General features: G+C 67.6%; 22 protein-coding genes. 13 read left to right on the top strand and 9 right to left on the bottom strand.

What is annotated here, in order from left to right; genetic code table 11:
• Positions 1–13: 13 nt before the first annotated feature.
• The gene (serA, locus tag AC5P66_RS14165) at positions 14–1,255 is read right to left on the bottom strand and encodes a phosphoglycerate dehydrogenase (protein ID WP_049441186.1); all 1,242 of its coding nucleotides are present in this window, start codon (positions 1,253–1,255) and stop codon (positions 14–16) included.
• Between the two features lie 169 nt (positions 1,256–1,424).
• On the opposite strand from serA, the gene AC5P66_RS14160 reads away from it, so the two are divergent.
• From AC5P66_RS14160 to AC5P66_RS14150, 3 genes are all read left to right on the top strand, one after another.
• Positions 1,425–2,813 (top strand): FAD-binding oxidoreductase, encoded by a 1,389-nt coding sequence (locus AC5P66_RS14160; RefSeq protein ID WP_049413293.1) that lies wholly within the window; start codon positions 1,425–1,427, stop codon positions 2,811–2,813.
• 61 nt (positions 2,814–2,874) lie between these two features.
• Entirely contained in the window at positions 2,875–3,174 is a 300-nt protein-coding gene (locus tag AC5P66_RS14155) for a DUF2388 domain-containing protein (RefSeq protein ID WP_099495369.1), read from the top strand.
• A 40-nt stretch (positions 3,175–3,214) separates the two neighbouring features.
• On the top strand, positions 3,215–5,011 hold the full coding sequence (locus AC5P66_RS14150) for a DUF7844 domain-containing protein (RefSeq protein ID WP_495216438.1): 1,797 nt from the start codon (positions 3,215–3,217) through the stop codon (positions 5,009–5,011).
• Here AC5P66_RS14150 and AC5P66_RS14145 read toward each other — a convergent pair.
• Both AC5P66_RS14145 and AC5P66_RS14140 read right to left on the bottom strand, forming a co-directional pair.
• A complete protein-coding gene (locus AC5P66_RS14145; protein WP_049413288.1) occupies positions 4,989–6,065 on the bottom strand; it encodes an ATP-binding protein in 1,077 nt (358 codons plus the stop codon). The two genes, AC5P66_RS14150 and AC5P66_RS14145, sit on opposite strands and share 23 nt — an antisense overlap.
• Positions 6,065–6,781: a response regulator gene (locus tag AC5P66_RS14140; protein ID WP_099495370.1), complete on the bottom strand. Its 717-nt coding sequence runs from the start codon at positions 6,779–6,781 to the stop codon at positions 6,065–6,067. Before AC5P66_RS14140 ends, AC5P66_RS14145 begins: the two co-directional genes overlap by 1 nt.
• Before the next feature lie 129 nt (positions 6,782–6,910).
• On the opposite strand from AC5P66_RS14140, the gene AC5P66_RS14135 reads away from it, so the two are divergent.
• The 4 genes from AC5P66_RS14135 to AC5P66_RS14120 all read left to right on the top strand — a co-directional run bounded on the left by AC5P66_RS14135 (position 6,911) and on the right by AC5P66_RS14120 (position 12,394).
• The gene (locus AC5P66_RS14135; protein ID WP_049413284.1) at positions 6,911–8,059 is read left to right on the top strand and encodes an efflux RND transporter periplasmic adaptor subunit; all 1,149 of its coding nucleotides are present in this window, start codon (positions 6,911–6,913) and stop codon (positions 8,057–8,059) included.
• A gap of 36 nt (positions 8,060–8,095) precedes the next feature.
• Positions 8,096–11,245 carry a multidrug efflux RND transporter permease subunit gene (locus AC5P66_RS14130; RefSeq protein WP_099495861.1) on the top strand — a complete coding sequence of 1,050 codons (3,150 nt, stop codon included), beginning with the start codon at positions 8,096–8,098 and terminating at the stop codon, positions 11,243–11,245.
• The gene (locus AC5P66_RS14125) at positions 11,226–11,618 is read left to right on the top strand and encodes a nuclear transport factor 2 family protein (protein WP_099495860.1); all 393 of its coding nucleotides are present in this window, start codon (positions 11,226–11,228) and stop codon (positions 11,616–11,618) included. Before AC5P66_RS14130 ends, AC5P66_RS14125 begins: the two co-directional genes overlap by 20 nt.
• Positions 11,619–11,701: 83 nt before the next feature.
• The gene (locus AC5P66_RS14120; protein ID WP_014646982.1) at positions 11,702–12,394 is read left to right on the top strand and encodes a COG3650 family protein; all 693 of its coding nucleotides are present in this window, start codon (positions 11,702–11,704) and stop codon (positions 12,392–12,394) included.
• Between the two features lie 162 nt (positions 12,395–12,556).
• Here the strand turns inward: AC5P66_RS14120 and yeiP are convergent, their stop codons facing one another.
• The 5 genes from yeiP to AC5P66_RS14095 all read right to left on the bottom strand — a co-directional run bounded on the left by yeiP (position 12,557) and on the right by AC5P66_RS14095 (position 16,128).
• Complete coding sequence (gene yeiP, locus AC5P66_RS14115) at positions 12,557–13,123, bottom strand: elongation factor P-like protein YeiP (protein WP_005409468.1); 567 nt, start codon at positions 13,121–13,123, stop codon at positions 12,557–12,559.
• Between the two features lie 48 nt (positions 13,124–13,171).
• Positions 13,172–13,942, bottom strand: coding sequence for an SDR family oxidoreductase (locus AC5P66_RS14110; RefSeq protein WP_099487498.1), 771 nt, complete (start codon positions 13,940–13,942; stop codon positions 13,172–13,174).
• Between the two features lie 100 nt (positions 13,943–14,042).
• A complete protein-coding gene (locus tag AC5P66_RS14105) occupies positions 14,043–14,939 on the bottom strand; it encodes a hydroxymethylglutaryl-CoA lyase (protein WP_263467636.1) in 897 nt (298 codons plus the stop codon).
• Positions 14,936–15,337: a VOC family protein gene (locus tag AC5P66_RS14100; RefSeq protein WP_130768131.1), complete on the bottom strand. Its 402-nt coding sequence runs from the start codon at positions 15,335–15,337 to the stop codon at positions 14,936–14,938. Before AC5P66_RS14100 ends, AC5P66_RS14105 begins: the two co-directional genes overlap by 4 nt.
• A gap of 2 nt (positions 15,338–15,339) precedes the next feature.
• Complete coding sequence (locus AC5P66_RS14095; RefSeq protein WP_150826554.1) at positions 15,340–16,128, bottom strand: enoyl-CoA hydratase/isomerase family protein; 789 nt, start codon at positions 16,126–16,128, stop codon at positions 15,340–15,342.
• Between the two features lie 119 nt (positions 16,129–16,247).
• Between AC5P66_RS14095 and AC5P66_RS14090 the strand changes: the two genes are divergently transcribed.
• Genes AC5P66_RS14090 through AC5P66_RS14080 form a run of 3 tightly spaced genes read left to right on the top strand, consistent with a single transcriptional unit; the run spans position 16,248 to position 18,609 of the window.
• A complete protein-coding gene (locus AC5P66_RS14090; RefSeq protein ID WP_005416370.1) occupies positions 16,248–16,502 on the top strand; it encodes a FeoA family protein in 255 nt (84 codons plus the stop codon).
• Positions 16,499–18,364 carry a ferrous iron transporter B gene (feoB, locus tag AC5P66_RS14085; RefSeq protein WP_049416282.1) on the top strand — a complete coding sequence of 622 codons (1,866 nt, stop codon included), beginning with the start codon at positions 16,499–16,501 and terminating at the stop codon, positions 18,362–18,364. The genes AC5P66_RS14090 and feoB overlap by 4 nt, the downstream gene beginning before the upstream one ends.
• A complete protein-coding gene (locus tag AC5P66_RS14080; protein ID WP_049416281.1) occupies positions 18,364–18,609 on the top strand; it encodes a DUF6587 family protein in 246 nt (81 codons plus the stop codon). The genes feoB and AC5P66_RS14080 overlap by 1 nt, the downstream gene beginning before the upstream one ends.
• Positions 18,610–18,694: 85 nt before the next feature.
• On the opposite strand, the gene AC5P66_RS14075 is transcribed toward AC5P66_RS14080, so the two are convergent.
• Entirely contained in the window at positions 18,695–19,156 is a 462-nt protein-coding gene (locus tag AC5P66_RS14075; protein WP_049416279.1) for a DUF4304 domain-containing protein, read from the bottom strand.
• 213 nt (positions 19,157–19,369) lie between these two features.
• Between AC5P66_RS14075 and dapB the strand changes: the two genes are divergently transcribed.
• The 3 genes from dapB (at position 19,370) to carB (ending at position 24,916) form a co-directional block, all read left to right on the top strand.
• Positions 19,370–20,089, top strand: coding sequence for a 4-hydroxy-tetrahydrodipicolinate reductase (gene dapB / locus AC5P66_RS14070; RefSeq protein WP_099487494.1), 720 nt, complete (start codon positions 19,370–19,372; stop codon positions 20,087–20,089).
• A gap of 309 nt (positions 20,090–20,398) precedes the next feature.
• Positions 20,399–21,526, top strand: coding sequence for a glutamine-hydrolyzing carbamoyl-phosphate synthase small subunit (gene carA, locus AC5P66_RS14065; RefSeq protein ID WP_049441159.1), 1,128 nt, complete (start codon positions 20,399–20,401; stop codon positions 21,524–21,526).
• A 147-nt stretch (positions 21,527–21,673) separates the two neighbouring features.
• The gene (gene carB / locus AC5P66_RS14060; protein ID WP_495216437.1) at positions 21,674–24,916 is read left to right on the top strand and encodes a carbamoyl-phosphate synthase large subunit; all 3,243 of its coding nucleotides are present in this window, start codon (positions 21,674–21,676) and stop codon (positions 24,914–24,916) included.
• Positions 24,917–24,920: the final 4 nt, after the last annotated feature.

Raw genomic sequence — 24,920 nt, 5'->3', positions numbered from 1 at the left:
GGCGGAATCCGCATCAATACAGAATGCGCGTCCGCAGCGTGCCTGGAATCGCGGCCAGCTCGTCGCGCACGGCGGCGGCCTGTGCCTCGCTGGCGGTGATGTCGATCACCACGTAGCCCACCTTCGGGTCGGTGCGCAGGAACTGGCCGTCGATGTTGACGTTGTGGCGCGAGAAGATCTCGTTGACCCTGGACAGCACGCCCGGCACGTTCTGGTGGATGTGCAGCAGGCGCAGGCTGTCTTCGTGTTCGGGCAGGGTCACTTCCGGGAAGTTGACCGCCGACAGGGTGCTGCCGTTATCGCTGTAGCGCACCAGCTTGGCCGCCACTTCCACGCCGATGTTGTCCTGCGCTTCCAGCGTGCTGCCGCCGACGTGCGGGGTGAGGATCACGTTGTCGTGGCGGGTCAGCGGTGATTCGAAGATATCGCCGTTGCCCTTCGGCTCGACCGGGAACACGTCCAGCGCGGCGCCACCGACGTGGCCGCTGGCCAGGGCCGCGTCCAGCGCATCGATGTCGACCACGGTGCCGCGCGCGGCGTTGATCAGGTGCACGCCCTTGCGCATCTTCGCCAGCTCGGTGCTGCCGATCATCCACTGCGTGGACGGCGTCTCCGGCACGTGCAGGGTGACGATGTCGGCGCGTGCCAGCAGGTCGTCCAGGCTGGCCGCTGCACGGGCGTTACCCAGTGCCAGCTTGGTTTCCACGTCGTGGAAGATCACCTGCATGCCCAGCGATTCGGCGAGCACGCCGACCTGGGTGCCGATGTGGCCATAACCGATGATGCCCAGCGTCTTGCCGCGCACTTCATGGCTGCCGCTGGCCGACTTCGACCAGCCGCCGCGATGGCATTCGGCGTTCTTCTGCGGGATGCCGCGGGTCAGCATGATCGCCTCGGCGATCACCAGCTCGGCCACGCTGCGGGTGTTGGAATAGGGCGCATTGAACACCGGGATGCCGGCCAGTTCGGCCGCATCCAGGTCGACCTGGTTGGTGCCGATGCAGAAGCAGCCCACCGCGATCAGGCGCTTGGCCTCGGCCAGCACCTCGGCGCTGAGCTGGGTGCGCGAGCGGATGCCGACGATGTGCGCCTCGGCGATGCGCGCCTTCAGTTCGTCCTCGGGCAGCGCCTTGGTGTGCGCCTCGATCTGGCTGTAGCCGGCGGCGCTGAACACCTCCACGGCGGTCTGGCTGACCCCCTCCAGCAACAGCACGCGGATATCCTGCTTCGGGAACGAGGTCTTCTTCGGCGACATGGGGCAACACGGCCAGTGGGACAGGGGCTGACCACTATGCCAGATCGCAACGCCCATGGTGCAGTGCGCAATTGGTTGCATCCGTAGCTATCTGCCCGGCTGCGGGGCTGGACGCTGGCGCGTGCCGCTGGCACGCTTGCCCGTTCTTCACGCACCGCGCTGGACCGTCATGACCGATTCCCGCATTGCCTCGCTGCAGCAGGCCTGTCCCGGCCTGAAGCTGAAGACCGACCCGGCCGACCTGGAGCATTACGGGCGCGACTGGACCCGGCGCTGGACGCCGGCACCGCTGGCGGTCGCACTGCCGGCCACGGTCGAGGAAGTGCAGGCGGTGATGCGCTGGAGCGCAGGCGAGGGCGTGGCCGTGGTGCCGTCCGGCGGCCGTACCGGCCTTTCCGGTGGCGCGGTGGCCGCCAACGGCGAGCTGGTGCTCAGCCTGGAACGGATGAACAAGGCACTGGCCTACGACGCGGTCGATCGCACGCTGGTGGTGCAGGCCGGCATGCCGCTGGAAGCCGTGCACAACGCCGCGCTGGACCACGGCCTGATCTACCCGGTGGATTTCGCCGCGCGCGGCTCGTGCACGATCGGCGGCAACATCGCCACCAATGCCGGCGGCATCCGCGTGATCCGCTACGGCAACACCCGCGAGTGGATTGCCGGGCTGAAGGTGGTCACCGCCAGCGGCGAACTGCTCGAGCTCAACAAGGGCCTGATCAAGAATTCCAGCGGCTATGACTTCCGCCAGCTGCTGATTGGTTCGGAAGGTACGCTGGGGGTGATCGTCGAGGCGACGGTGAAGCTGACCGATCCGCCGCCGGCCAGCAACGTGATGCTGCTGGCACTGCCCAGCTTCGAAGTGCTGATGCAGGTGTTCGCCGCGTTCCGCGCGCGCCTGCAGCTGCAGGCCTTCGAGTTCTTCACCGACCGGGCGCTGGAGCATGTGCTGGCGCACGGCGCGCAGGCGCCGTTCGACGAAGTGCATCCGTACTATGTGGTTACCGAGTTCGCCGCCAACGACGAAGCGCAGGAAGCGGCGGCGATGGCGGCCTTCGAGGATTGCATGGGCAACGGTTGGGTCAGCGACGGTGTGATCAGTGCCAGCGACGCCCAGGCGGCCCAGCTGTGGCGCCTGCGCGAAGGCATCACCGAGTCGCTGGCGCGCTACAAGCCCTACAAGAATGATGTCTCGGTGCGGATATCGGCGATGCCGGCGTTCCTGGCCGAGACCCAGGCACTGATCGGGCAGGCCTACCCGCACTTCGACGTGGTCTGGTTCGGCCACATCGGCGACGGCAACTTGCACATCAACGTGCTCAAGCCGGACGACACCAGCGACGCCGACTTCGTGGCGCAGTGCGAGCAGGTGACCAAGCTGCTGGCGCAGGTGCTGGCCCGCTTCGATGGCAGCATCTCGGCCGAGCACGGCATCGGACTGGTCAAGAAGGGCTACCTGGACAGCACCCGCGGCCCCGCCGAGATCGCGCTCATGAAGGCGGTCAAACGCGCGTTCGATCCCCAAGCGCGGCTGAATCCCGGCAAGCTGTTCGACGCCTGAGCCGGGCAAATCCTTCACGCACCCGTTACGCTCCACGCATCCTCACAACCGGCTTCGAACGATGACCCGTCCGCTTCTGCTGCTCGCCCTGCTGTCCCTGCCGCTGGCCGGCTTTGCTTCCAGCTTCGCCGGCACCTCGGCCGGTTCGGCCACCGGTGCTTCCTCCGGCTCCTCGGGCAGCAGCTCGGGCGACGACAAGGTGGTGCAGGCTGCGCGCGACGATGCCGCTGCGTTCGTCGCCAGCGACGGCCAGATCCGTGGCGCCCGCCTGCAGGCCGCGCTGGTCCACCTGCGTGAGCAGAGCGCTACCGCACAGCAGCAGAGCGACCTCGAACTGGCCCGCGCGCTGCTGGCCCGTTGATCCGGCCTTCGGGTAGTGCCGGCCGCTGGCCGGCAACTCCATGACATCTGCACGGAACGGCGCCACGCTTGGCGTGGCTCTACTGCTGATCGCCCACGTCGCGCCCGCAGCCGATCGCCTGAAGCTCGACCCGGCGGGGCTGAGCCCTGCAGAGCAGCAGCTCGCCAGCCAGACCCTGGCCGACGTGCAGTCACTGCTGCCGGAGGGCCTGCGGCGCGCTTTGCCGCCTCAGGTGCAGGTGCGCTGGCGTGATGACCTTCCCGCCGAGGTGCATGGCCGCGCTTTCGCCGGCCGCATCACATTGCGCCGTAACCTGCTGGATGACAGCATGCCCGGCAGCCGCCGTGCGCGCCGCAGCGCATTGGTGCATGAACTGACCCACGTCGCCGACCGTGGCGGTGCGAACTGGTCGCAGAGCATGCGATGGCGTGACCTCGCGGGTTGGCAGCGCAAGCCCTGGCATCTCGGCCGTGGTGACAACGACTTCCGTGACCGCAGTCCCGATGCGTATGAACTGAAGGGCCCGGCCGAGTACCTGGCAGTGAACGCCGAGCATTTCGTGCTCGACAGCGAGTTTGCCTGCCGGCGCCCGGCACTGGCGCAGTGGTACCAGGCCCATTTCGGAACGCCGCCATCGCTGCCGCAGTCGCATTGCGCGAACGCGTTGCCATTGCTGCAGGCCGAATCGGAAGAGGGGGCGGCATCGCTGCTGCAGCTCGACCCCGCGCGGGTCTACGCCGTGGATTACCTGTTCGCCGAAGGCAGCGCACAGCCGATGAGCCGCTGGGGCCACAGCATGCTGCGATTGGTGATCTGCAGGCCCGGGCGTGCCCCGGGGCCGGACTGCCGGCTGGATCTTGAATACCACCGCGTGCTGTCCTTCCGCGCGTTCGTGGGCGACGTACAGATATCCAACTGGCGCGGCTTGACCGGCGGCTACCCGTCGCGGCTGTTCGTGCTGCCGCTGCAGCAGGTGGTGGACGAGTACACCAAGGTCGAACTGCGCGGCCTGCAGTCGCTGCCATTGCGGCTGCAGCGTGATGAGATCGCCAGCCTGCTCGAGCGCACCGCCCAGGTGCACTGGAGCTATGACGGGCGCTATTACTTCGTCAGCAACAACTGTGCGGTGGAGACCGCCAAGCTGCTGCAGGCCGGAGTGCCGCGGCTGGGCGAGGCCGGGCTGGCCCAGCTGAGTCCGCGCGGTCTCAAGCGCCGGCTGGCGCGGCTGGGCATGCTCGACGAGCGGGTACTCACGGACCGCAACGCAGCGCAGTCACAGGGCTATTACTTCGCTTCCGCGCGCGACCACTACCAGCAGTTGTTCACAGTGGCGGCGACCCAGCTGAGCTTGCCCGCCCGCGATGTGCGCGGCTGGTTGAAGCTGCCGGCAGAACAACGGGCACCCTGGCTGCTGAAGGGCGACCTGCGCGCCAGTGCCGGCCTGCTGTTGCTGGAACAGGCCGCACAGCGGCGTGCCGAGCTGCGAGCACGCGATGTGCTCAAGCGGCAGTTGCTGGCTGCTGCGGACAGCGCCGAAACCCGTAGCCTGCGCGGCCTGCTGGCGCAGAGTGGGCAGTGGTTGCGCCCGGGGACGCTGCTGCAGGACGGCGGCTATGGGTTGCCGCTGGGCGACGAGCAGGTGCTGCTGTCTGCGGCCGTGGCCACTGCCAGTGCGCAGGCGGTACCGGCATGGCAGGCATTGCGTGTGCAGCTTCGCCAGCAGTTGCCGGCGCGGCAGCGTGAGGAAATGGATGCGATCGACGCCAATCTGGCCGCGCTGGGAGCACACCTGCGCACGCAGGCCGCTGGTCCGGCTACTGGCGCGGCAGTTCGATGACGAAACGGCTGCCGCCGCAGCTGCCGGGTGTGCAGTAGGCACGGCCACCATGTGCATCGGCGATGGCCTTGACCACCGCCAGGCCGAGCCCGCTGCCACCGCCCTGGCGCGAACGTGAGCCGTCGGCGCGCATGAACGGAGTGAAGATGTCGGCGTGCAGTCCGGGATCAATGCCCGGGCCTTCATCCTCGATGGCCACCTGCACATGGCCCGGCGTGTCATGCACGGCGATCCGCACCTTGCCTGGGCTGGCATAGCGACGCGCGTTTTCCAGCAGCGCCAGCAGGGCCTGGCGCAGGCGCGTGGGATCACAGTGTGCGTTGTGTTCCTCGCGGCTGGTTTCCAGTTCCAGCACGAAGCCCGCAGCGCGGAACTGCGGGTCGACCAGCGTCATCACCGAATGCACCTCGGCCACCACGTCGGTGCGTGCGCGACGCACGTCCAGCCGTGCGTTGTCGGACAGGCTCAGTACGCGCAGATCTTCAATCAGGCGGGACAGCCCTTCGACCTGGGCGAGCAGGCTGCGGAACTGCGACTCGTCCGGCTGGAACACGCCCTCGGCCAGTCCCTGCAGGCGGCCGCGCAGGATCGTCACCGGAGTACGCAGCTCATGTGCGATGGCCGCATGCCACATCGCGCGCTCGCTCTCCATGTGCTGCAGGCGGCGCGCCATCGCATTGAAGTCTTCAACCAGGGTCGCCACTTCGCCCGGCGAATTCTCCTCGACGCTGGCGCGCGCCCCAAGGTCACCGCTGGCGAGCGCACGCACGCTGTCCACCAGCGAATTCAACGGCGACAGGATGCGGTGGGCGAGGCGGAACGAGGCGGCGATGGCCAGCGCCAGACCAGTCAGGATCACGCCCACCATCCATGCCAGCTCCGGCCCGGTCGGCAGCCAGCTTTCCGGCTCTTCGGTACTTCCGGGGAAGAACTCGACCAGCACCGCGTACAGCAGCCACGACGAGAGGATCATCATCACGATGACGCCGATCACCATCAGTGACATCGAGACGATGATGTGGCGGCTGAGCCCGGAACGGCGCAGTCGGGCCATCAGCGGTCAGCCATCAACCGGTAGCCGACGCCGCGCACGCTGGCCGGAACATTGACCATGCCCACTTCGTCCAGCTTGCGGCGCAGCTTGCTGACATGGCTGTCGACGGTACGCTCCAGCGCTTCGCTTTCCGGCAGGCATTCGTGCATCAGCTCGCTGCGGCTGAAGATGCGGGTCGGCGCCAGCGCCATGCAGTGCAGCAGCTTGAACTCGGTGAGCGTGAGCAGCACTTCGTGACTGTAGCCTTCGCCCTCCACGTGCACGGCGTGGGTGGCCGAGTCGATCAGCAGCGGGCCGACGCGCAGCGCAGTGGGCGCGTCCACGCGCGAGGCGCGCAGCGTACGCCGCAGCACCGCGCGCACGCGCGCCGCCACCTCGGCCGGGTTGAACGGCTTGACCACGTAGTCGTCGGCACCCATGCGCAGCGCGGTCAGCTTGTCCAGGTCCTGGTCCAGCGCAGTCAGCATGATCACCGGCGTCTCACCACGCTGGCGCAGCTGGGTCAGCACGCTCCAGCCATCCAGGCGTGGCAGCTGTACATCGAGCAGGACCAGGTCGGGGCGGGCGCTGCGATGCAGGTCCAGCGCGCTATGGCCATCGGCCGCGCGCAGCGTGCGCAGTCCTTCGCGTTGCAGGTAGGCGCTGAGAATATCGGCGATCTCGGCCTCATCCTCGACGATCAGGACGAGAGCGGCGAGGGCGGGGGAGGCATGCATGCAGGGGCGGGGCCGTAAGGTGCTTGTCTCCATCGTATCTCCACAGTTCCTCCATCGAAACCCCATCATCGCCACGCACACTGCGCGCTTCAGAACCTATCCGCCGCCCGCGCGGCATTGTGCACAGCAATGAGAACCTTCAGGACTCCGGTCGCGTTGATCGCGGCCCTCGCCCTGGCCATGACGGCCTGCTCCACTCCCGAAGCCACTCCCGAAGCCGCACCGCGTGTCAGCGTGGTCACCGTCGGCCCGCAGGTGGTGCAGCGTGACGACGAACTGCCCGGCCGCGTGGCCGCCGTGCGCACCGCGCAGATCCGTGCGCAGGTGGGCGGCATCGTGCAGCGCCGGCTGTTCGACCAGGGGGCCGAGGTGAGCGCCGGCCAGGCCCTGTTCCAGATCGACCCGGCCGCGTTCCGGGCCGACGTCGATTCGGCACTGGCTGCCCTGCAGCGCAGTGAGGCCGCGCTTGGCCGCAGCCGCGTGCAGTCGCAGCGCCTGCATGCGCTGGCCGCCGCGCAGGCCGTCAGCCAGCAGCATCGCGACGACGCCCACGCCGAATACGAACAGGCCCGCGCCGCAGTCAACGAAGCGCGCGCGATCCTGTCGCGTCGCCAGCTCGACCTGCGCTATGCGACGGTCAGTGCGCCGATTGCCGGCCGTATCGACCAGGCGCTGGTGACCGAAGGTGCGCTGGTCGGCGTGGCCGATGCCGAGCCGATGGCAGTGGTGCAGCAGATCGACCAGGTCTACGTCGATGTGCGCCAACCGGCGGCGCAGCTGGAGTCTCTGCAGCGGAGTGCCGCCGGTGGCGGCGAGCTGCCGGTGACGATCATCGGTGCCAGCGGCAAGCCACTGCCCGAACGCGGCCAGCTGCTGTTCTCCGGCATCAATGTCGATGCGCGAACCGGTGATGTCATCCTGCGCATCCTGGTCGACAACCCGCAGCGGAAGCTGCTGCCCGGCATGTATGTGCGTGCAAGAGTGCCACGCGGTGCCCCGGCCAGTGCATTGACCGTGCCACAGCAGGCGCTGCTGCGCAGCGCCGGTGGCCAGGCCTATGCCTGGGTGATCGGCGCCGACGGCAAGGCGGTGATCCGCACGCTGGAAGTGGAGGGCAGTGTTGATCGCCAGTGGCTGGTGCGTTCTGGCCTGAAGGCGGGCGAGAAGGTGGTGGTCGAGGGCCAGGAACGCCTGCAGGAAGGCGTGGTGGTCGATGCGCGCGACTGGCAGACGCCGGTTGCCAGCGCCGGTGCAGTGCAGGCCGGCAGCAAGGGCTGAGCCTGTTCCGGGCCGGTCCCTCCAGGAAAATCCAACATGGCACGTTTCTTCATCGATCGCCCGGTGTTCGCCTGGGTGCTGGCGATCTTCATCATCCTGGCCGGCGCGCTGGCGATCCCACGGCTGGCGGTGGAGCGCTATCCAGCAGTCGCCCCGCCCAGCGTCAGCATCTATGCCAGCTACCCGGGTGCCAGCCCGCAGACGCTGAATGATGCAGTGGTTGGCCTGATCGAGCGCGAGCTGTCCAGTGTCAAGCACCTGCTGTACTTCGAGTCGTCGGTGGACACGTCCGGCGAAGCGTCGATCACTGCCACCTTCAAGCCCGGCACCAATCCGGAGCTGGCGCAGGTGGACGTGCAGAACCGGATCAAGGCGATCGAACCACGGCTGCCGCGCAGCGTGCGCCAGAACGGCCTGTTCGTGGAGGCCGCTGATTCCGGCTTCCTGATGCTGGTCGGCCTGCGTTCGCCCGATGCCAGCGTCAGCGAGGCCGCGCTGGGCGACTTCATGGCGCGCAACATCATCGAAGAGCTGCGCCGTATCGATGGCGTCGGCCGCGTGCAGTTGTTCGGTGCCGAGCAGGCGATGCGCGTGTGGCTGGACCCGACCCGGTTGACCGGCTACGGCCTGACCATGGGCGATGTGGCAACCGCCATCGAGCAGCAGAACCTGGAGATTTCGCCAGGACGCATTGGTGATTCGCCGGGTGTTCCAGGCCAGCGCATCACCGTGCCGCTCAGCGCCGACGGTCAGTTGTCTACGCCGGAACAGTTCGCGGCGATCGTACTGCGTGCCGGCGCCGACGGTTCACGGGTGGTGCTGGGTGATGTCGCCCGCGTCGAGCTGGGCGCGCAGAGCTATGCCTGGGGCACCCGCGAGGATGGTCATCCTGCCACCGCCGCCGGCGTGCAGCTGCGCCCGGGCGCGAACGCGGTGCGTACCGCTGCGGCGGTGCGTGAACGCATGGCTGAGCTGGCACCGCTGCTGCCGCGCGGGGTGGAAGCGAGCATCCCGTTCGACACCGCGCCGTTCGTGAAGATCTCGATCCAGAAGGTGGTGCAGACGCTGCTGGAGGCGATGCTGCTGGTGTTCGCGGTGATGTACCTGTTCCTGCAGAACTGGCGCTACACGCTGATTCCAGCGCTGGTCGCACCGATCGCACTGCTGGGCACCTTCGCGGTGATGCTGGCCCTGGGCTTCTCGATCAACGTGCTGACCATGTTCGGCATGGTGCTGGCGATCGGCATCATCGTCGACGACGCGATCGTGGTGGTTGAGGGCGTGGAACGGATCATGGCCGAGGAGGGCCTGCCGCCGCGCGAGGCCACCATCAAGGCGATGCGTGAACTGACCGGCGCAGTGATCGGCATTACCCTGGTGCTGACTGCGGTGTTCATCCCGATGGCGTTCGCCAGTGGTTCGGTGGGCGCGATCTACCGCCAGTTCACCGTGGCGATGACGGTGTCGATCCTGTTCTCGGCGCTGCTGGCCCTGAGCCTGACGCCGGCGCTGTGCGGGACCCTGCTGCGCCAGGCCACCCACGGCCATCGCGGTCGCGGCGGGCTGTTCGGCGCCTTCAACCGGGGCTTCGAGCGGATGACCGGGCGTTACCAGCGTGGTGTGGCGTCGCTGCTGCAGCGGAGCGGGCGGGTGATGGGCGTGTTCGCCGCACTGGTGGCGGCATTGCTGCTGGGCCTGCACTGGCTGCCGGGTGCATTTCTGCCGGAAGAAGACCAGGGCTACTTCATGACCTCGATCCAGCTGCCGGCCGAGGCGACGGCCGAGCGTACGCTGGCCGTGGTCGAAGCCTACGAACGGCACGTGGCCTCGCGCCCGGGCATCGGCTCCAACCAGTCGATCCTCGGCTACAGCTTTTCCGGTTCCGGCCCGAGTGCGGCGCTGACCTACACCATGCTGAAGGACTGGGGTGAGCGCGCAGGCGCAACCGCGGCCGGTGAGGTGGAGGCCGCGCAGAAGGCGATGGCCACGATTGCCGAGGGCGAGGTGATGAGCGTGATGCCGCCGGCCATCGACAGCCTGGGGCGCTCGTCCGGGTTCTCGCTGGCCCTGCAGGCGCGCACCGGGCAGAGCCAGTCCGAACTGCGTGCGGCCCTGCAGCAGCTGCTGAAGCTGGCCGAGGCCAGTCCGCTGCTGTCGGAGGTGCATGCCGATGGCCTGCCGGCAGGTACCAGCGTGCGGCTGGACATCGACCGCGCCAAGGCCGAGGCGATGGGCGTGGGGTTCGAGCAGATCAGCAGTACGCTGTCTGCGGCGATGGGCTCGCAGTACGTCAACGATTTCCCCAGCAAGGGGCGGCTGCAGCAGGTGATCCTGCAGGCCGATGCGCCGCACCGGATGGAGCTGGAAGACGTGCTGAAGCTGTACGTGCGCAACAGCGAGGGCGGCATGGTGGCGTTGTCGGAACTGGTGACGCCGTACTGGACCGAGGCGCCGCTGCAGCTTCAGCGCTATCTCGGCTTCCCGGCATTGAACCTGTCCGGCGCACCGGCCTCCGGCGTATCGACCGGCCAGGCCATGGCGGAGATGGAGCGGTTGGCGGAGAAGCTGCCGTCCGGCTTCGCCCTGCAGTGGACCAGCCAGTCGCTGCAGGAGCGTGAGTCGGGGGCGCAGGCGCCGTGGCTGTTGCTGCTGTCGATGCTGGTGGTGTTCCTGGTGCTGGCGGCACTGTACGAGAGCTGGTCGATTCCGTTGGCGGTGCTGCTGGTGGTGCCACTGGGCCTGCTTGGCGCGGTCGCCGCGGTGCTGTTGCGGGGCATGCCCAACGACGTGTTCTTCAAGGTCGGGATGATCACCGTGATCGGGCTGTCGGCGAAGAACGCGATCCTCATCGTCGAATTCGCGCGCCAGCTGCAGCAGCAGGGTCGCGGCCTGGTTGAAGCAGCGCTGGAGGCAGCGCGGCTGCGACTGCGGCCGATCGTGATGACCTCGCTGGCATTCGCGCTGGGCGTGGTGCCGCTGATGCTGGCGCAGGGCGCGTCGAAGGAAACCCAGCAGGCGATTGGAACCGGTGTGTTCGGCGGCATGGTCAGTGCGACCGTGCTGGCCGTGTTCTTCGTGCCGGTCTTCTATGTAGTGGTGCAGGGCGCGCGGCAGTGGATCGCGCAACGCCTGCGCAGGCGCCGGCCGATGCCGGGAGGAACCGTGGATGGAACGGAACATCGTTGAAGATCTGCATGAGCAGCAGTTGCTGGCGCTGGAGCAGCGCCTGTGCGCAGCGCTGCTGGAGAACAATCACGATGCGCTGGCCGCGCTGGTATCGCCGGCCTTGTTCATGATGGACGGCCACGGCGGCCGCATGCTCGAGCTGCCGTGGCTGGGCGATTGGCTGGCGGGTAGCCTGCAGGTGCGAGGCCTGCAATTGCACGCAGCTGAAACGCTGCTGTGTGGTCGCCTGGCACTGCTGTCCAGCGACGTACGGATGTCGGTCTGGCAGCAGGGCCGCGAGCGCGAAGTGAAGCTGCGCCTGTTGCGGGTCTGGACCTGCAGTTCCGGCGGCAGTGGCGCGCAGCTGCTGTCGATGGCGGCGCTGGCCTCATGAGTGCGGTCAGGCCGTTTTCAGGCCCCGCTCACCACGAGGTGGTAGGGTCGAGCATTCCTGTAGTGTCGACAAGGAGTCGAGCCATGCGTGTAGTTCCCAGTCTGTTGGCAGCCTCCCTGGGGTTGGTCCTGGCCGCGTGCCAGCCGGCCCAGGCACCCGCGGCGGGCAGCAATGACGCCCCGCCTGCCACGCCGCAGCCGAGCGCCAACACGGAAGGTGGCAGCGAGACCGCCTACCAGTGTGGTGATCTGAGTGTGGGCGCGACATTCAATGGCGAGGATGCTGCCACGCTGGTGATCGGCGAGCGTAGCTTCGCCATGACCTCCGAGCGCGCGGCATCCGGCGCCAAGTACAGCGATGGCCTTGGCAACAGCTTCTGGACCAGGGGCAGCAATGATGGCCTGCTGAGCCTGAAGGGCGAACCGGATCGCGAGTGCCATGCGGTGGAAGCTACCGAAGGCGATGGCAGCGCCGGCAATGCCGCGTTCCGTGCCACCGGCAATGAACCTGGATGGCTTGCAGTCGTCGATGGCGATATGCCGGGCCTGCAGGTGGAAGTTGACTATGGCGAGCGCCGCTTCGACGTGGCCAAACCCACCCAGGGCGCTGATGGATGGAGCGGGAAGGCGTCCGACGGCACCGACGTCAAGCTCAGCTTCCAGCGCACCACCTGCCAGGATGACATGAGCGGCGAGACATTCGAGGCCAAGGCGATGCTGACTGTCGGTACCCGCCAGTACCATGGCTGCGGCAACTTCGGTGCGAAACAGCCGTAAGTTACCTGTAGAGCCGAGCCCACGCTCGGCTGCAGTAGCTGTCCAGCCCACAGCAGCCGAGCGTGGGCTCGGCTCTACACAACCGCTGCCACCGATGATCCGTCCGCTGCCTGCGGCGAACACGCCGCAGGCAGGGAGCGGCAGGCGATCGGCGCAGGGTGCTCAGTCGGCACGGCCGGCGAATTCACCGGTGGCGGTGTTCACCAGCACGCGCTCGCCGTTGACGATGTACTCCGGCACCATGATCTCGATGCCGGTGTTGAGCTTGGCCGGCTTCGGGCGCTTGGTGGCGGTGCCACCCTTCAGTTCCGGCGGCGTCTCGATCACTTCCAGCACCACGGAGGCCGGCAGCTGGATCGCCACCGGCTGCTCGTCGATCACCTGCACGTAGATGCCGGTCAGACCGTCGGTGATGTAACCGGCGTCGTCGCCGATCACGTCCGCATCCAGGGTGTACGGGGTGTAGTCCTCGTCATCGAGGAACACGAAGGCATCGCCGTCCTTGTACGAATAGGTGGACTGGCGGCGCAGCAGTTCGACCTCGACCAGGTTGTCGTCGGCATCGAAGCTGGCGTCGAGCTTGTTGCCGCCCGGCACGCTGTACATGATGAAGCGGAAGCGGACGTTGCCGCCGCGACCCTGCGGCGAGCTGCGCTCGATGTCGCGGATCTGGTACACGCCGTTGTTGTACTCGACGACGTTGCCCTTCTTGATGTCGTTGGCTTTCATGGTGATCTAGGTCGTTGGGGGAGGGCGCCGTCCCGGCGCCCGGGGGAATCACTTCGGAGCGAGGCGGGTAGCGCCGTCCAGGCGGATGGTCTCGCCATTGAGGTAGGTGTTGCCAAGGATGAAGCCGACCAGGCTGGCGAAGTCTTCCGGCTTGCCCAGGCGCGGCGGGAACGGGATCGAGGCGGCCAGCGACTGCTGCACGGCTTCGGGCATGCCATCGACCATCGGCGTCCAGAATACGCCTGGGGCGATGGTGTTGACGCGGATGCCGAAGCGCGACAGTTCGCGTGCCATCGGCAGCGTCATCGACACCACGCCGCCCTTGCTGGCGGCATACGCGGCCTGGCCGATCTGGCCTTCATAGGCGGCGATGCTGGCGGTGTTGATGATCACGCCGCGCTCGCCGTCGGTGCCGGCTTCATTGTGCTGCATGCGGTTGGCCGCGGCCTTGGCGACGTTGAAGCTGCCGACCAGGTTGACCATCACCGTGCCCTGGAAGCCGGCCAGCGGCATCGGGCCTTCCTTGCCGAGCACGCGACCGGCGCCGAGGATGCCGGCGCAGTTCATCGCCACGTTCAGGCCGCCGAGGAAATCGTGGGCCTGGTCGATGGCTGCAGCCACGGCCGCCTCATCGCTGACGTTGACATTGAAATAGCGGGCCTTGTCGGCACCCAGCCCGGCAACGGCAGCTGCACCCTTGTCGTCGTTGAGGTCGAACAGGGCCACCTTGCCGCCCTGGGCGACGAGGTGCTGGGCCACGGCCAGGCCGAGGCCGGAGACGCCGCCAGTGATCACGGCACGTACGGAAGACAGCTGCATTGCACGGTCCTGCTGGTTCGAGAACCGCCGATTCTAACGGAAGCGGCGACCGTCGCTGTTGTGCACTGCGCCGCCGCAGCAGGGCGGCGCAGCGCGACGGTCAACCTGCGGCGGCCAGCGCCTGGCCGGTGCGGCTGGCGGTGGCGCGACCGAGCAGGCCAGCCAGCCAGCGGCCGGTCTCGGCCAGTGCCGGCAAGTCCACGCCGCTGTCCAGGCCCAGGCCCTGCAGCAGGTAGACCACGTCTTCGCTGGCGACGTTGCCGCTGGCACCCTTGGCATACGGGCAGCCACCGGCGCCGGACACGGCGCTGTCGACCACGCGCACGCCTTCTTCCAGGCAGGTGGCGATGTTGGCGATGGCCTGGCCGTAGGTGTCGTGGAAGTGCACGGCCAAGGCTTCCATCGGAATCTCGGCCGCCACCGCCTGCAGCATCGCCCGTGCCTTGCGCGGGGTGCCGACGCCGATGGTGTCGCCCAGCGAGATTTCGTAACAGCCCATCTGGTGCAGCGCGCGCGCCACGCGCACCACGTCGGCCAGCGGCACCTCGCCCTGGTAGGGGCAACCGAGCACGGTGGAGACGTAGCCGCGCACGCGCACGCCATCGGCGGCTGCGCGGCGCAGGATCGGCTCGAACCGGGCCAGCGACGCGTCGATGCTGGCATTGGTATTGGTGCGGTTGAACGCCTCGGACGCGGCAGTGAACACCGCCACCTCCTCGACGCCGACCGCTCGGGCGCGGTCGTAGCCCTGTTCGTTCGGCACCAGTACCGGGTAGTGGATGCCGGGGCGGCGCTGGATGCCGGCGTAGACCTCGGCGGCATCGGCCAGCTGCGGAATCCACTTCGGGCTGACGAAGCTGGTCGCCTCGATGCTGCGCAGGCCGGTGGCCGACAGGCGGTTGATCAGTTCGATCTTGTCGGCGGTGGACACCAACTGCTTTTCGTTCTGCAGGCCGTCACGCGGGCCGACCTCGACGATGCGGACGTAGTCGCTCATGCGGCCACCCCGGCGGCGGGGAGGTGGCAGACCGCTTCGATGTTGTTGCCGTCCGGGTCGAGCACGAAGGCAGCGTAGTAATCCGGGTGGTACCACGGGCGCAGGCCCGGGGCGCCGTTGTCGCGGCCACCGGCGGCGAGGGCAGCGGCGTGGAAGGCGTCCACCTGCGCGCGGCGGGCGCAGGCGAAGGCCACGTGCACGCCGTGGCTGGCGGTGCCGCCATTGCCGAGCCAGAAGAACGGCTTGCCGTCGCTGCCGAAGCCGACGTGGTCGTGGTCGCCGGTCTGTTCGGCGCTCACTTCCATCACCACGCCGATCTGCAGCGGCGCCAGCGCCTGCAGGAAGAAGGTCTTGCTGCGCGCTAGGTCGGCGCTGGTCAAACCAAGATGATCGAGCATGTTCAGGCTTCCGTGACCCAATGGGGGGCGCGCTTGTCGAGGAAGGCGCCCAGGCCTTCCTGGCCCTCGGCGGACACCCGCAGGCGCGCGATCAGGGCCGCGTTATCGCGATCCAGGGCGTCGCGGTCATGGCTGTCCCGGACCTGCCGCACCAGCTGCTTGGCGGTGGACGAGGCGATCGGGCCGGCCTTGTCGAGCAGCGCCAGCTGGCGTTCCAGCGCCTCGTCCAGGCGCTCGGGCTCGACCAGCTGATGGACCAGGCCGATGCGCAGCGCGGTATCGGCATCGAAGTGCTCGCCGGTGGCGAACCAGCGACGGGCCTGGCGGGGGCCGATGGCCTCGATCACGTAGGGCGAGATGACGGCGGGCAGCAGGCCCAGGCGGCTTTCGGTCAGGCCGAAGCGGGCCGAGGTGCTGGCGATGGCGATGTCGCAGCAGGCGACCAGGCCGACACCGCCGCCGAAGGCCGCGCCGTGGACCCGGGCCAGGGTCGGTCTGGGCAGCTCGTCCAGGGTGCGCATCAGCCGTGCAAGGGCCAGCGAGTCCTCGCGGTTGTCGGCTTCGCTGGCCGCCGCCATGCCGCGCATCCACTGCATGTCGGCACCGGCCGAGAAGGAGGCGCCGTGACCGGCCACCACCACGGCCCGGATCGAATCGTCGCGCCCGGCGGCCTCCAGCGCGGCGGTCAGCCGCGCGATCAGGCTGGCATCGAAGGCGTTGTGCAGCTCCGGCCGGTTCAGCCAGAGGGTGAGGACGGCGCCGCGGCGCTCGATCTGCAAAGCATCGTTCATGGGATTCCAGGGTCACTCCATACCTGTATGGATCATAGCGGGCCATTGGTCATGGGCCATGACGCGACGCGGGAATGTTAGAATCGAGAACCATTTACATCCAGCAGAGAACACGCTAGATGACGCTGTCCGAACTGCCGCTGCACACCTCGGCCGTGGTCGAGTCCGTGCAGGACCTGCATGCCAACGATGCCATTGCCCGTCGCCTGCGCGAGTTGGGTTTCGTGAATGGCGAGGAAGTACGCCTGGTGGCCAAGGGCCCGGTGGGAGGCGAACCGCTGCTGGTGCAGGTCGGGTTCACCCGGTTCGCGCTGCGGATCAGCGAAGCCAAGCGCGTCGTGGTCGACGCCGCCAGCCAGGAACGACGTGCATGACCGCTACTGTCTCCGCTGCACCGCTGCGCATCGCGCTGGTCGGGAACCCCAACAGCGGCAAGACCGCGCTGTTCAACCAGCTGACCGGCAGCCGGCAGAAGGTCGCCAACTACACCGGCGTCACCGTAGAGCGCAAGGAAGGCCGCCTGCGTGCGCCGTCCGGCCGCGAGTTCGCGGTACTCGACCTTCCGGGCGCCTACAGCCTGCATCCGGCCAGCCTGGACGAGGCGATCACCCGTGACCTGTGCCGGGGCTTCTACCCGGGCGAAGCCGCGCCGGATGTGCTGCTGTGCGTGATCGACGCCACCAACCTGCGCCTGCACCTGCGCTTCGCGCTGGAACTGCGCGAGCTGGGCAAGCCGATGGTGGTCGCCCTGAACATGGTCGATGCGGCCCAGCGCCGTGGCATCCAGGTGGACGTGGCCGCGCTGGAGCGCGAGCTGGGCGTACCGGTGGTGGAGACCGTGGCGGTGCGCAAGCAGGGTGCCAGGGCCCTGGTCGAGCGCCTCGATGCGATGGTGCCGCACCTGGATGCGCCGGTGCCGGGCCCGGAAGGTGGCATCGACTACCACGCCAAGGTGCGCGAGATCCTGTCGGTCGCCGTGCGGATGCCGGCGCGGACCGCGAAGATCGACGACGCGCTGGACCGCTGGCTGCTGCACCCGGTGTTCGGGCTGATCAGCCTTGCGGTGGTGATGTTCCTGATCTTCCAGGCGGTGTACGCGTGGGCGACGCCGTTGATGGATGGCATCGAGGCTGGCTTCGCCTGGCTCGGTGCTCTCGTTGGCAGCGTGTTGCCGGAGGGTCCGCTGGCCAGCCTGCTGACCGACGGCATCATCGCCGGCGTCGGTGGCGTGGTGGTGTTCCTGCCGCAGATCCTGATCCTGTTCTTCTTCATCCTGGTGCTGGAGGAATCCGGCTACCTGCCACGTGCGGCATTCCTGCTCGACCGCATGATGGCCGCCGCCGGCCTGTCCGGCCGCTCGTTCATCCCGCTGCTGTCCAGCTTCGCCTGCGCGGTGCCTGGCATCATGTCCACGCGCAGCATCCAGGACCCGCGCGACCGCCTGGCCACCATCCTGGTCGCACCGCTGATGACCTGCTCGGCGCGCCTGCCGGTGTACGCGCTGCTGATCGGTGCCTTCATTCCGCAGAAGACGGTGTGGGGCGTGTTCAACCAGCAGGGCCTGGTCCTGTTCGGCCTGTACGCGGCCGGCATCCTCAGTGCGCTGGCGATGTCCTGGATCATGAAGAAGTGGCGCCGCGACAAAAGCGAGCATCCGCTGATGCTGGAGCTGCCGTCGTACCGCCTGCCACACGTGCGTGACCTGGCGGTCGGCCTGTATGAGCGCGGCATGATCTTCCTCAAGCGTGTCGGCGGCATCATCCTGGCGCTGACCATCCTGCTGTGGGTGCTGCTGTCGTTCCCGGCGGCACCGGCCGATGCCACGATGCCGGCCATCGACTACAGCTACGCCGGCCGGATCGGCCATGCGATGGCGGTGTTCTTCGCACCGCTGGGCTTCAACTGGCAGATCTGCATCGCGCTGATTCCGGGCCTGGCCGCGCGTGAGGTGGCGGTGTCGTCGCTGGCCACCGTGTATGCGCTGTCGGCCGCCGATGACGATGCCGCCAGCCAGGCGCTGACCCCGTTGATCAGCGATGGCTGGTCGCTGGCCACGGCCCTGTCGCTGCTGGTCTGGTACATCTACGCCCCGATGTGCATCTCGACGCTGGCTACCATCAAGCGCGAGACCAACTCGTGGAAGCAGATGGGCTTTGCCGCGTTCTACCTGTTTGCTGCGGCCTACGTGGCCGCGCTGATCACCTACCAGGTGACCAGGGCGCTGGGAGGCGGCTGATGGATACCGGCCTGCTGATCCAGTACCTGATCATCGCGGTGGCCGTGCTGGTCAGTGCCTGGGTGGTGCTGAAGAAGCAGTTCCCGGGCACCGTGCGCACGCTGCGCGGGACGCTGGCGCTGGCCCTGCTGAAGCCGGGGCGCGCGGCCTGGCTGCAGGCGCTGGGGCGCAGGGTCGCGCCGCCGGCCAGTGGAGGTGGTGGCGCCTGTGGCGGTTGCGACAGCTGCGGGCCGACCAAGAAGTAGCGTCGAGCCATGCTCGACGGCGGCTGTCCGGAGGCTGCGAACTTTCCACCTGTGGGTGCGAACCCTGGTTCGCACGCGCCGGGGTTCAGACCTCTCTGCGGATGATCGCGCGGAAGTTCCCGTCCTGATTCAATCGCCGCACCGATTCGCGGTTTCCATGGGCTGCTGCGAAACCCGCCACGTCGGCCAGGGCATCGAGCAGCAGGGCCTTCAACGCGTCGCGGTTACCGGCCTCCAGCAGGTCATCAAGATCCTGCTGGATGAAGGTCCGGCGCAGGCCCGGCGTTTCTTCGATCCGCCAGTCGACATGCGGCGTGGGAATGCTGGAGCGGTACCGGAAAGCCGTTTCAAGATCGTCAGGCGCGAGGGGATACGCGAGCAGCTCTGGAAAGTAGAGTCCAGCATTCACATAAAAGCCCCGGCTTTCGCTGGCGCGCTGGTGATTCACGACAAGCAGGGCGGCATCCAGCAAGCGGTAGCGCGTGGTCGACGTCCCGGCATAACCGGTCTTCCTGGCGCATTTGCTGAAGACGGTCGAGGATTTCATGGGTTTTGCCCGGGCTGAGGGAAGGGCCACAGACTTGAAGGGGAGCGTTGCCGCGTCCAGTGGCAAACCCGTCACCGCCGGTGTCGCGCGGGCTGACAGAGGCGTGCAGATGACGCCGCACGTCGCGAGGAATGCGCGCCATCGCGCGAGGGGCATGCAGCATCGCAGCGATGGCGCTTGCCGGAGCGGGCGTGCTGCCGCTAGCCTTCAGGCATGAACCAGACCCCCCTGCGATTGCTCATTCACGGCGCCTCCGGGCGCATGGGCCAGGCCCTGCTGCGGCTGGCCGCCGAACATCCCGATACCCTGCAGATCGTGGCTGCGGTGACCGGCCGTGCGCCGGCGCAGCGCGTGGTCGACGGCGTGCCGTTCTTCGCGGCCAGCGAACTGCCCGGTGCGCCGGTGTTCGACGTGGCGATCGACTTCAGCCTGCCGGAGGGCTTCGACCCGCTGCTGGCGCTGTGCGTGGATCGCGGGGCAGGGCTGGTGTCGGGTACCACCGGCATTTCCAGCACGCAGCGCCAGGCGCTGGATGCGGCAGCGGCGAAGATTCCGCTGGTCTGGGCCTCGAACTTCAGCCTGGGCGTGGCGGTACTGGACGAGCTGGTCGAGCGTGCGGCACAGGCGCTGGCCGGCTGGGACTGCGATATCGTCGAATCGCACCACACGCAGAAGAAGGACGCACCTTCGGGCACCGCGCTGACCCTGGGCGCGGCCGCGCAGCGGGGCGGGGCGGAGCCGCATTACGCCAGCCTGCGTGCTGGCGACATCGTTGGCGAGCATCTGGTGCAGTTCACCGGGCTGGGCGAGCGCATCGAGCTGGTACACCGGGCCACCAACCGCGACATCTTCGCCCGCGGCGCCCTGTTTGCCGCCCGCCAACTGCAGGGCCGGGCCCCCGGCAGCTACCGGGTGCGGGACCTGCTGGCGTGAGGCGGTAGTGCCGGCCGCTGGCCGGCAACCTTGCGTTACGGGACGCCAAAGGGATTGCCGGCCAGCGGCCGGCACTACCCGGTAGCGGGTGCCGCATACGCGGCCGGATTGAAATGAATGCGCAATCGCCTGTTCATGAAGCGCGATAACCGCTGGCGCGAGCGCCCCGGCAGCGCTACAATTCGCACTCGCCGAATCACGAAAGCCGGACCGGTCCCAGACCGTACGTCCGCGCTTTTTTGCAACCGGATTTCCGTGAAGCGCAGGCGTGACTTCGGCAGCCCCCTCGGTAGCCAAAGTGAGATTCCCGTGACCCAAGCCGCAATCCTCGTCCTCGAAGACGGCACCGTATTCGAGGGCGAATCCGTAGGCGCGCCCGGCCTGTCCGTCGGTGAAGTGGTGTTCAACACCGCCATGACCGGCTATCAGGAAGTGTTGACCGACCCGTCCTACGCCCGGCAGATGGTCACGCTGACCTATCCGCATATCGGCAACACCGGCATGACCGACCAGGACGATGAAGCGTCCAAGGTGTGGTCGGCCGGCCTGATCGTGCGCGACGTTCCGCGCCGTCCCAGCAACTGGCGCAGCCAGGTGTCGCTGCAGGACTGGCTGATCCAGCGTGGCGTGGTCGCCATCGCCGGCATCGACACCCGCAAGCTGACCCGCATCCTGCGCGAGAAGGGCGCGCAGAACGGTGCGCTTATGGCCGGCGACATCGACGTGGAAAAGGCACTGGAAGCCGCCCGCAAGTTCCCGGGGCTGAAGGGCATGGATCTGGCCAAGGTCGTCACTACCGAGAAGACCTACACCTGGACCGAGGGCCAGTTGGACCTGGATGCCAATGCCTTCGTCAGCGTGCCGGCCCGGTTCAAGGTCGTGGCCTACGACTTCGGCGTGAAGACCAACATCCTGCGCATGCTGGCCGAGCGCGGCTGCGAAGTGACCGTGGTGCCGGCGCAGACCCCGGCCGCCGAAGTACTGGCACTGAAGCCGGACGGCGTGTTCCTGTCCAACGGCCCGGGTGACCCGGAACCGTGCGACTACGCCATCGACGCGATCAAGACCTTCATCGACGTGAAGATCCCGACCTTCGGCATCTGCCTGGGCCACCAGCTGCTGGGCCTGGCCTCGGGCGCGCAGACCATGAAGATGGGCCACGGCCACCACGGTGCCAACCACCCGGTGCAGGACCTGGACAGCGGGCGGGTGATGATCACCTCGCAGAACCACGGTTTCGCGATCGATGAAGCAACCCTGCCGCCGACCCTGCGCGTGACCCACCGTTCGCTGTTCGACGGCACCAACCAGGGCGTCGCCCGCACCGACGTGCCGGCGTTCTCGTTCCAGGGCCACCCGGAAGCATCCCCGGGCCCGCACGACGTCGGTCCGTTGTTCGACCGTTTCGTGGCGCTGATGGAGCAGGCCAAGGCGTGATCAGTACGCCGCCGGCCCCGGTGGCGTCGCGATGGACCGTAAACCCCGCATCGCTGCTGCCACTGGCGCGGCGCTGCGGATCAAGATTCCTGATCGACAGCGTGCGATCACTCCCCCTTGTCACGCTGTACTGACTTAGAGAAGAAAATGCCCAAGCGCACTGACCTCAAGACCATCCTCATCATCGGTGCTGGCCCGATCGTCATCGGCCAGGCCTGCGAGTTCGACTACTCCGGCGCCCAGGCCTGCAAGGCCCTGCGCGACGAGGGCTACCGCGTGGTGCTGGTCAACAGCAACCCGGCCACGATCATGACCGACCCGGAAATGGCCGACGCCGTCTACATCGAGCCGATCAACTGGCAGACGGTCGAGAAGATCATCGCCAAGGAAAAGCCCGATGCGCTGCTGCCGACCATGGGTGGCCAGACCGCGCTGAACTGCGCGCTGGACCTGGCCGACAACGGCGTGCTGGAGAAGTACAACGTCGAACTGATCGGCGCCAAGCGCGAAGCGATCCGCATGGCCGAAGACCGCGAGCTGTTCCGCGTGGCCATGGGTGAGATCGGCCTGGAGTGCCCGACCGCCGCCGTCGCCCACACCCTGGACGAAGCGCTTGAAATCCAGACCCGCGTCGGCTATCCGACCATCATCCGCCCCAGCTTCACCCTGGGCGGCAGCGGTGGTGGCATCGCCTACAACCGCGAAGAGCTGGTCGAGATCGTCAGCCGCGGCCTGGAGCTGTCGCCGACCACCGAAGTGCTGGTGGAAGAGTCGGTGCTGGGCTGGAAGGAATTCGAGATGGAAGTGGTCCGCGATACCGCGGACAACTGCATCATCGTCTGCTCGATCGAGAACCTGGACCCGATGGGCGTGCACACCGGTGACTCGATCACCGTGGCGCCGGCACAGACCCTGACCGACAAGGAATACCAGCGCCTGCGCGATGCCTCCATCGCCGTGCTGCGCAAGATCGGCGTCGATACCGGTGGCTCGAACGTGCAGTTCGGCATCAACCCGAAGACCGGCCGCGTGGTCGTCATCGAGATGAACCCGCGCGTGTCGCGTTCCTCGGCGCTGGCTTCCAAGGCCACCGGCTTCCCGATCGCCAAGGTCGCCGCCAAGCTGGCCGTCGGCTACACCCTGGACGAACTGAAGAACGAAATCACCGGCGGCCTGACCCCGGCCTCGTTCGAGCCGTCCATCGACTACGTCGTCACCAAGATCCCGCGCTTCGCCTTCGAGAAGTTCCCGGCGGCCGATGCGCGCCTGACCACCCAGATGAAGTCGGTGGGCGAGGTGATGGCGATGGGCCGCACCTTCCAGGAGTCGGTGCAGAAGGCCCTGCGTGGCCTGGAGACCGGCAAGGTCGGCTTCGACCCGACCGGCCTGGACCTGGGCAGCGAAGACGACCTGCAGACCCTGCGCCGCGAGCTGAAGGCGCCGGGCCCGGAGCGCTTGTTCTTCGTCGCCGATGCGTTCCGCGCCGGCATGAGCGTGGAAGAGATCTACGCGCTGTCGTTCATCGATCACTGGTTCCTGGACCAGATCGAGGAAATCATCGCTGCCGAAGCTGAGGTTGCTGCCGGTGGCATCGACGCGCTGGACGCCGCACGCCTGCGCAGGCTGAAGCGCGCAGGCTTCTCCGACGCGCGCCTGGCGCAGCTGACCGGCACCAACGAAGCCGCCATCCGCGCGCTGCGCCGTGCGCACAAGGTGCGTCCGGTCTACAAGCGCGTGGACTCCTGTGCCGGTGAATTCTCCACCGGTACCGCCTACCTGTACTCGACCTATGAGGACGAGTGCGAGGCCGCGCCGAGCAACCGCGACAAGATCATGATCCTGGGTGGTGGCCCGAACCGCATCGGCCAGGGCATCGAGTTCGACTACTGCTGCGTGCACGCGGCGCTGGCGCTGCGCGAGGATGGCTATGAAACCATCATGGTCAACTGCAACCCGGAGACCGTGTCGACCGACTATGACACCTCCGACCGCCTGTACTTCGAACCGCTGACCCTGGAAGACGTGCTGGAAATCGTCGAACTGGAACAGCCGAAGGGCGTGATCGTGCAGTACGGCGGCCAGACCCCGCTGAAGCTGGCGCGCGCGCTGGAAGCCAACGGCGTGCCGGTGATCGGCACCAGCCCGGACTCGATCGATCTGGCCGAAGACCGCGAGCGCTTCCAGCAGCTGGTCGACACGCTGGGCCTGAAGCAGCCGCCGAACCGCATCGCCCGCAACGACCAGGAAGCCCTGCTGCTGGCCCGCGAGATCGGCTACCCGCTGGTGGTGCGCCCGAGCTACGTGCTGGGCGGCCGTGCGATGGAAATCGTCTACGGTGAAGCCGACCTGGCCCGCTACGTGCGCGACGCGGTGAAGGTGTCCAACGATTCGCCGGTGCTGCTGGACCGCTTCCTCGACAACGCCGTCGAGTGCGACGTCGACATCATCGCCGACAAGGACGGCAACGTCCTGATCGGTGGCGTGATGGAGCACATCGAAGAAGCCGGCGTGCACTCGGGCGATTCCTCGTGCTCGCTGCCGCCGTACTCGCTGTCGGCTGAAACCCAGGCCGAACTGCGCCGCCAGGTGGTGGAGCTGGCCAAGGCCCTGAACGTGGTGGGCCTGATGAACACCCAGTTCGCGATCCAGACCAGCGACGAAGGTGCCGACACCGTCTACCTGCTGGAAGTGAACCCGCGTGCCTCGCGCACCGTGCCGTTCGTGTCCAAGGCCACCGGCATGGCGCTGGCCAAGATCGCCGCCCGCTGCATGGCCGGCAAGACCTTGGCCGAGCAGGGTGCGACCAAGGAAATCGTGCCGGACTACTACTCGGTGAAGGAAGCGATCTTCCCGTTCGCCAAGTTCCAGGGCGTCGATCCGATCCTCGGGCCGGAGATGCGCTCCACCGGTGAGGTGATGGGCGTGGGCCGCACCTTCAACGCCGCCTTCGCGCGTGCGCAGGAAGCCGGCGGCATCAAGGCGCCGCCGGTCGGCAAGGCCTTCGTGTCGGTGCGCGACCCGGACAAGAAGCGCGTGCTGCCGGTGGCCAAGGCGCTGCTGGCGCGTGGCTACAGCCTGGTTGCCACCCGTGGCACCGCCGCGTGGCTGCAGCAGCACGGCATGGACTGCGAGATCATCAACAAGGTGGTGGAAGGCCGTCCGCACATCGTCGATTCGATCAAGAACGGCGAGATCGTCTACATCGTCAACACGACCGAAGGTCGCTCAGCGATCAACGACTCGTTCTCGATCCGTCGCGAGGCGCTGCAGCATCGCGTCACCTACTCGACCACCATTGCCGGCGCCAAGGCGCTGGTGGATTCACTGGAATTCCGCGGCACCGGCCCCGTCTGGTCGCTGCAGGAGCTGCACAAGGAGTTGAATGCATGAGAGC

This window comes from Stenotrophomonas sp. YJH_SMC_122, assembly GCF_059369535.1.
The sequence above is the reverse complement of the archived record's forward strand: the minus strand, read 5'-3'. Positions and strand labels throughout refer to the sequence as shown.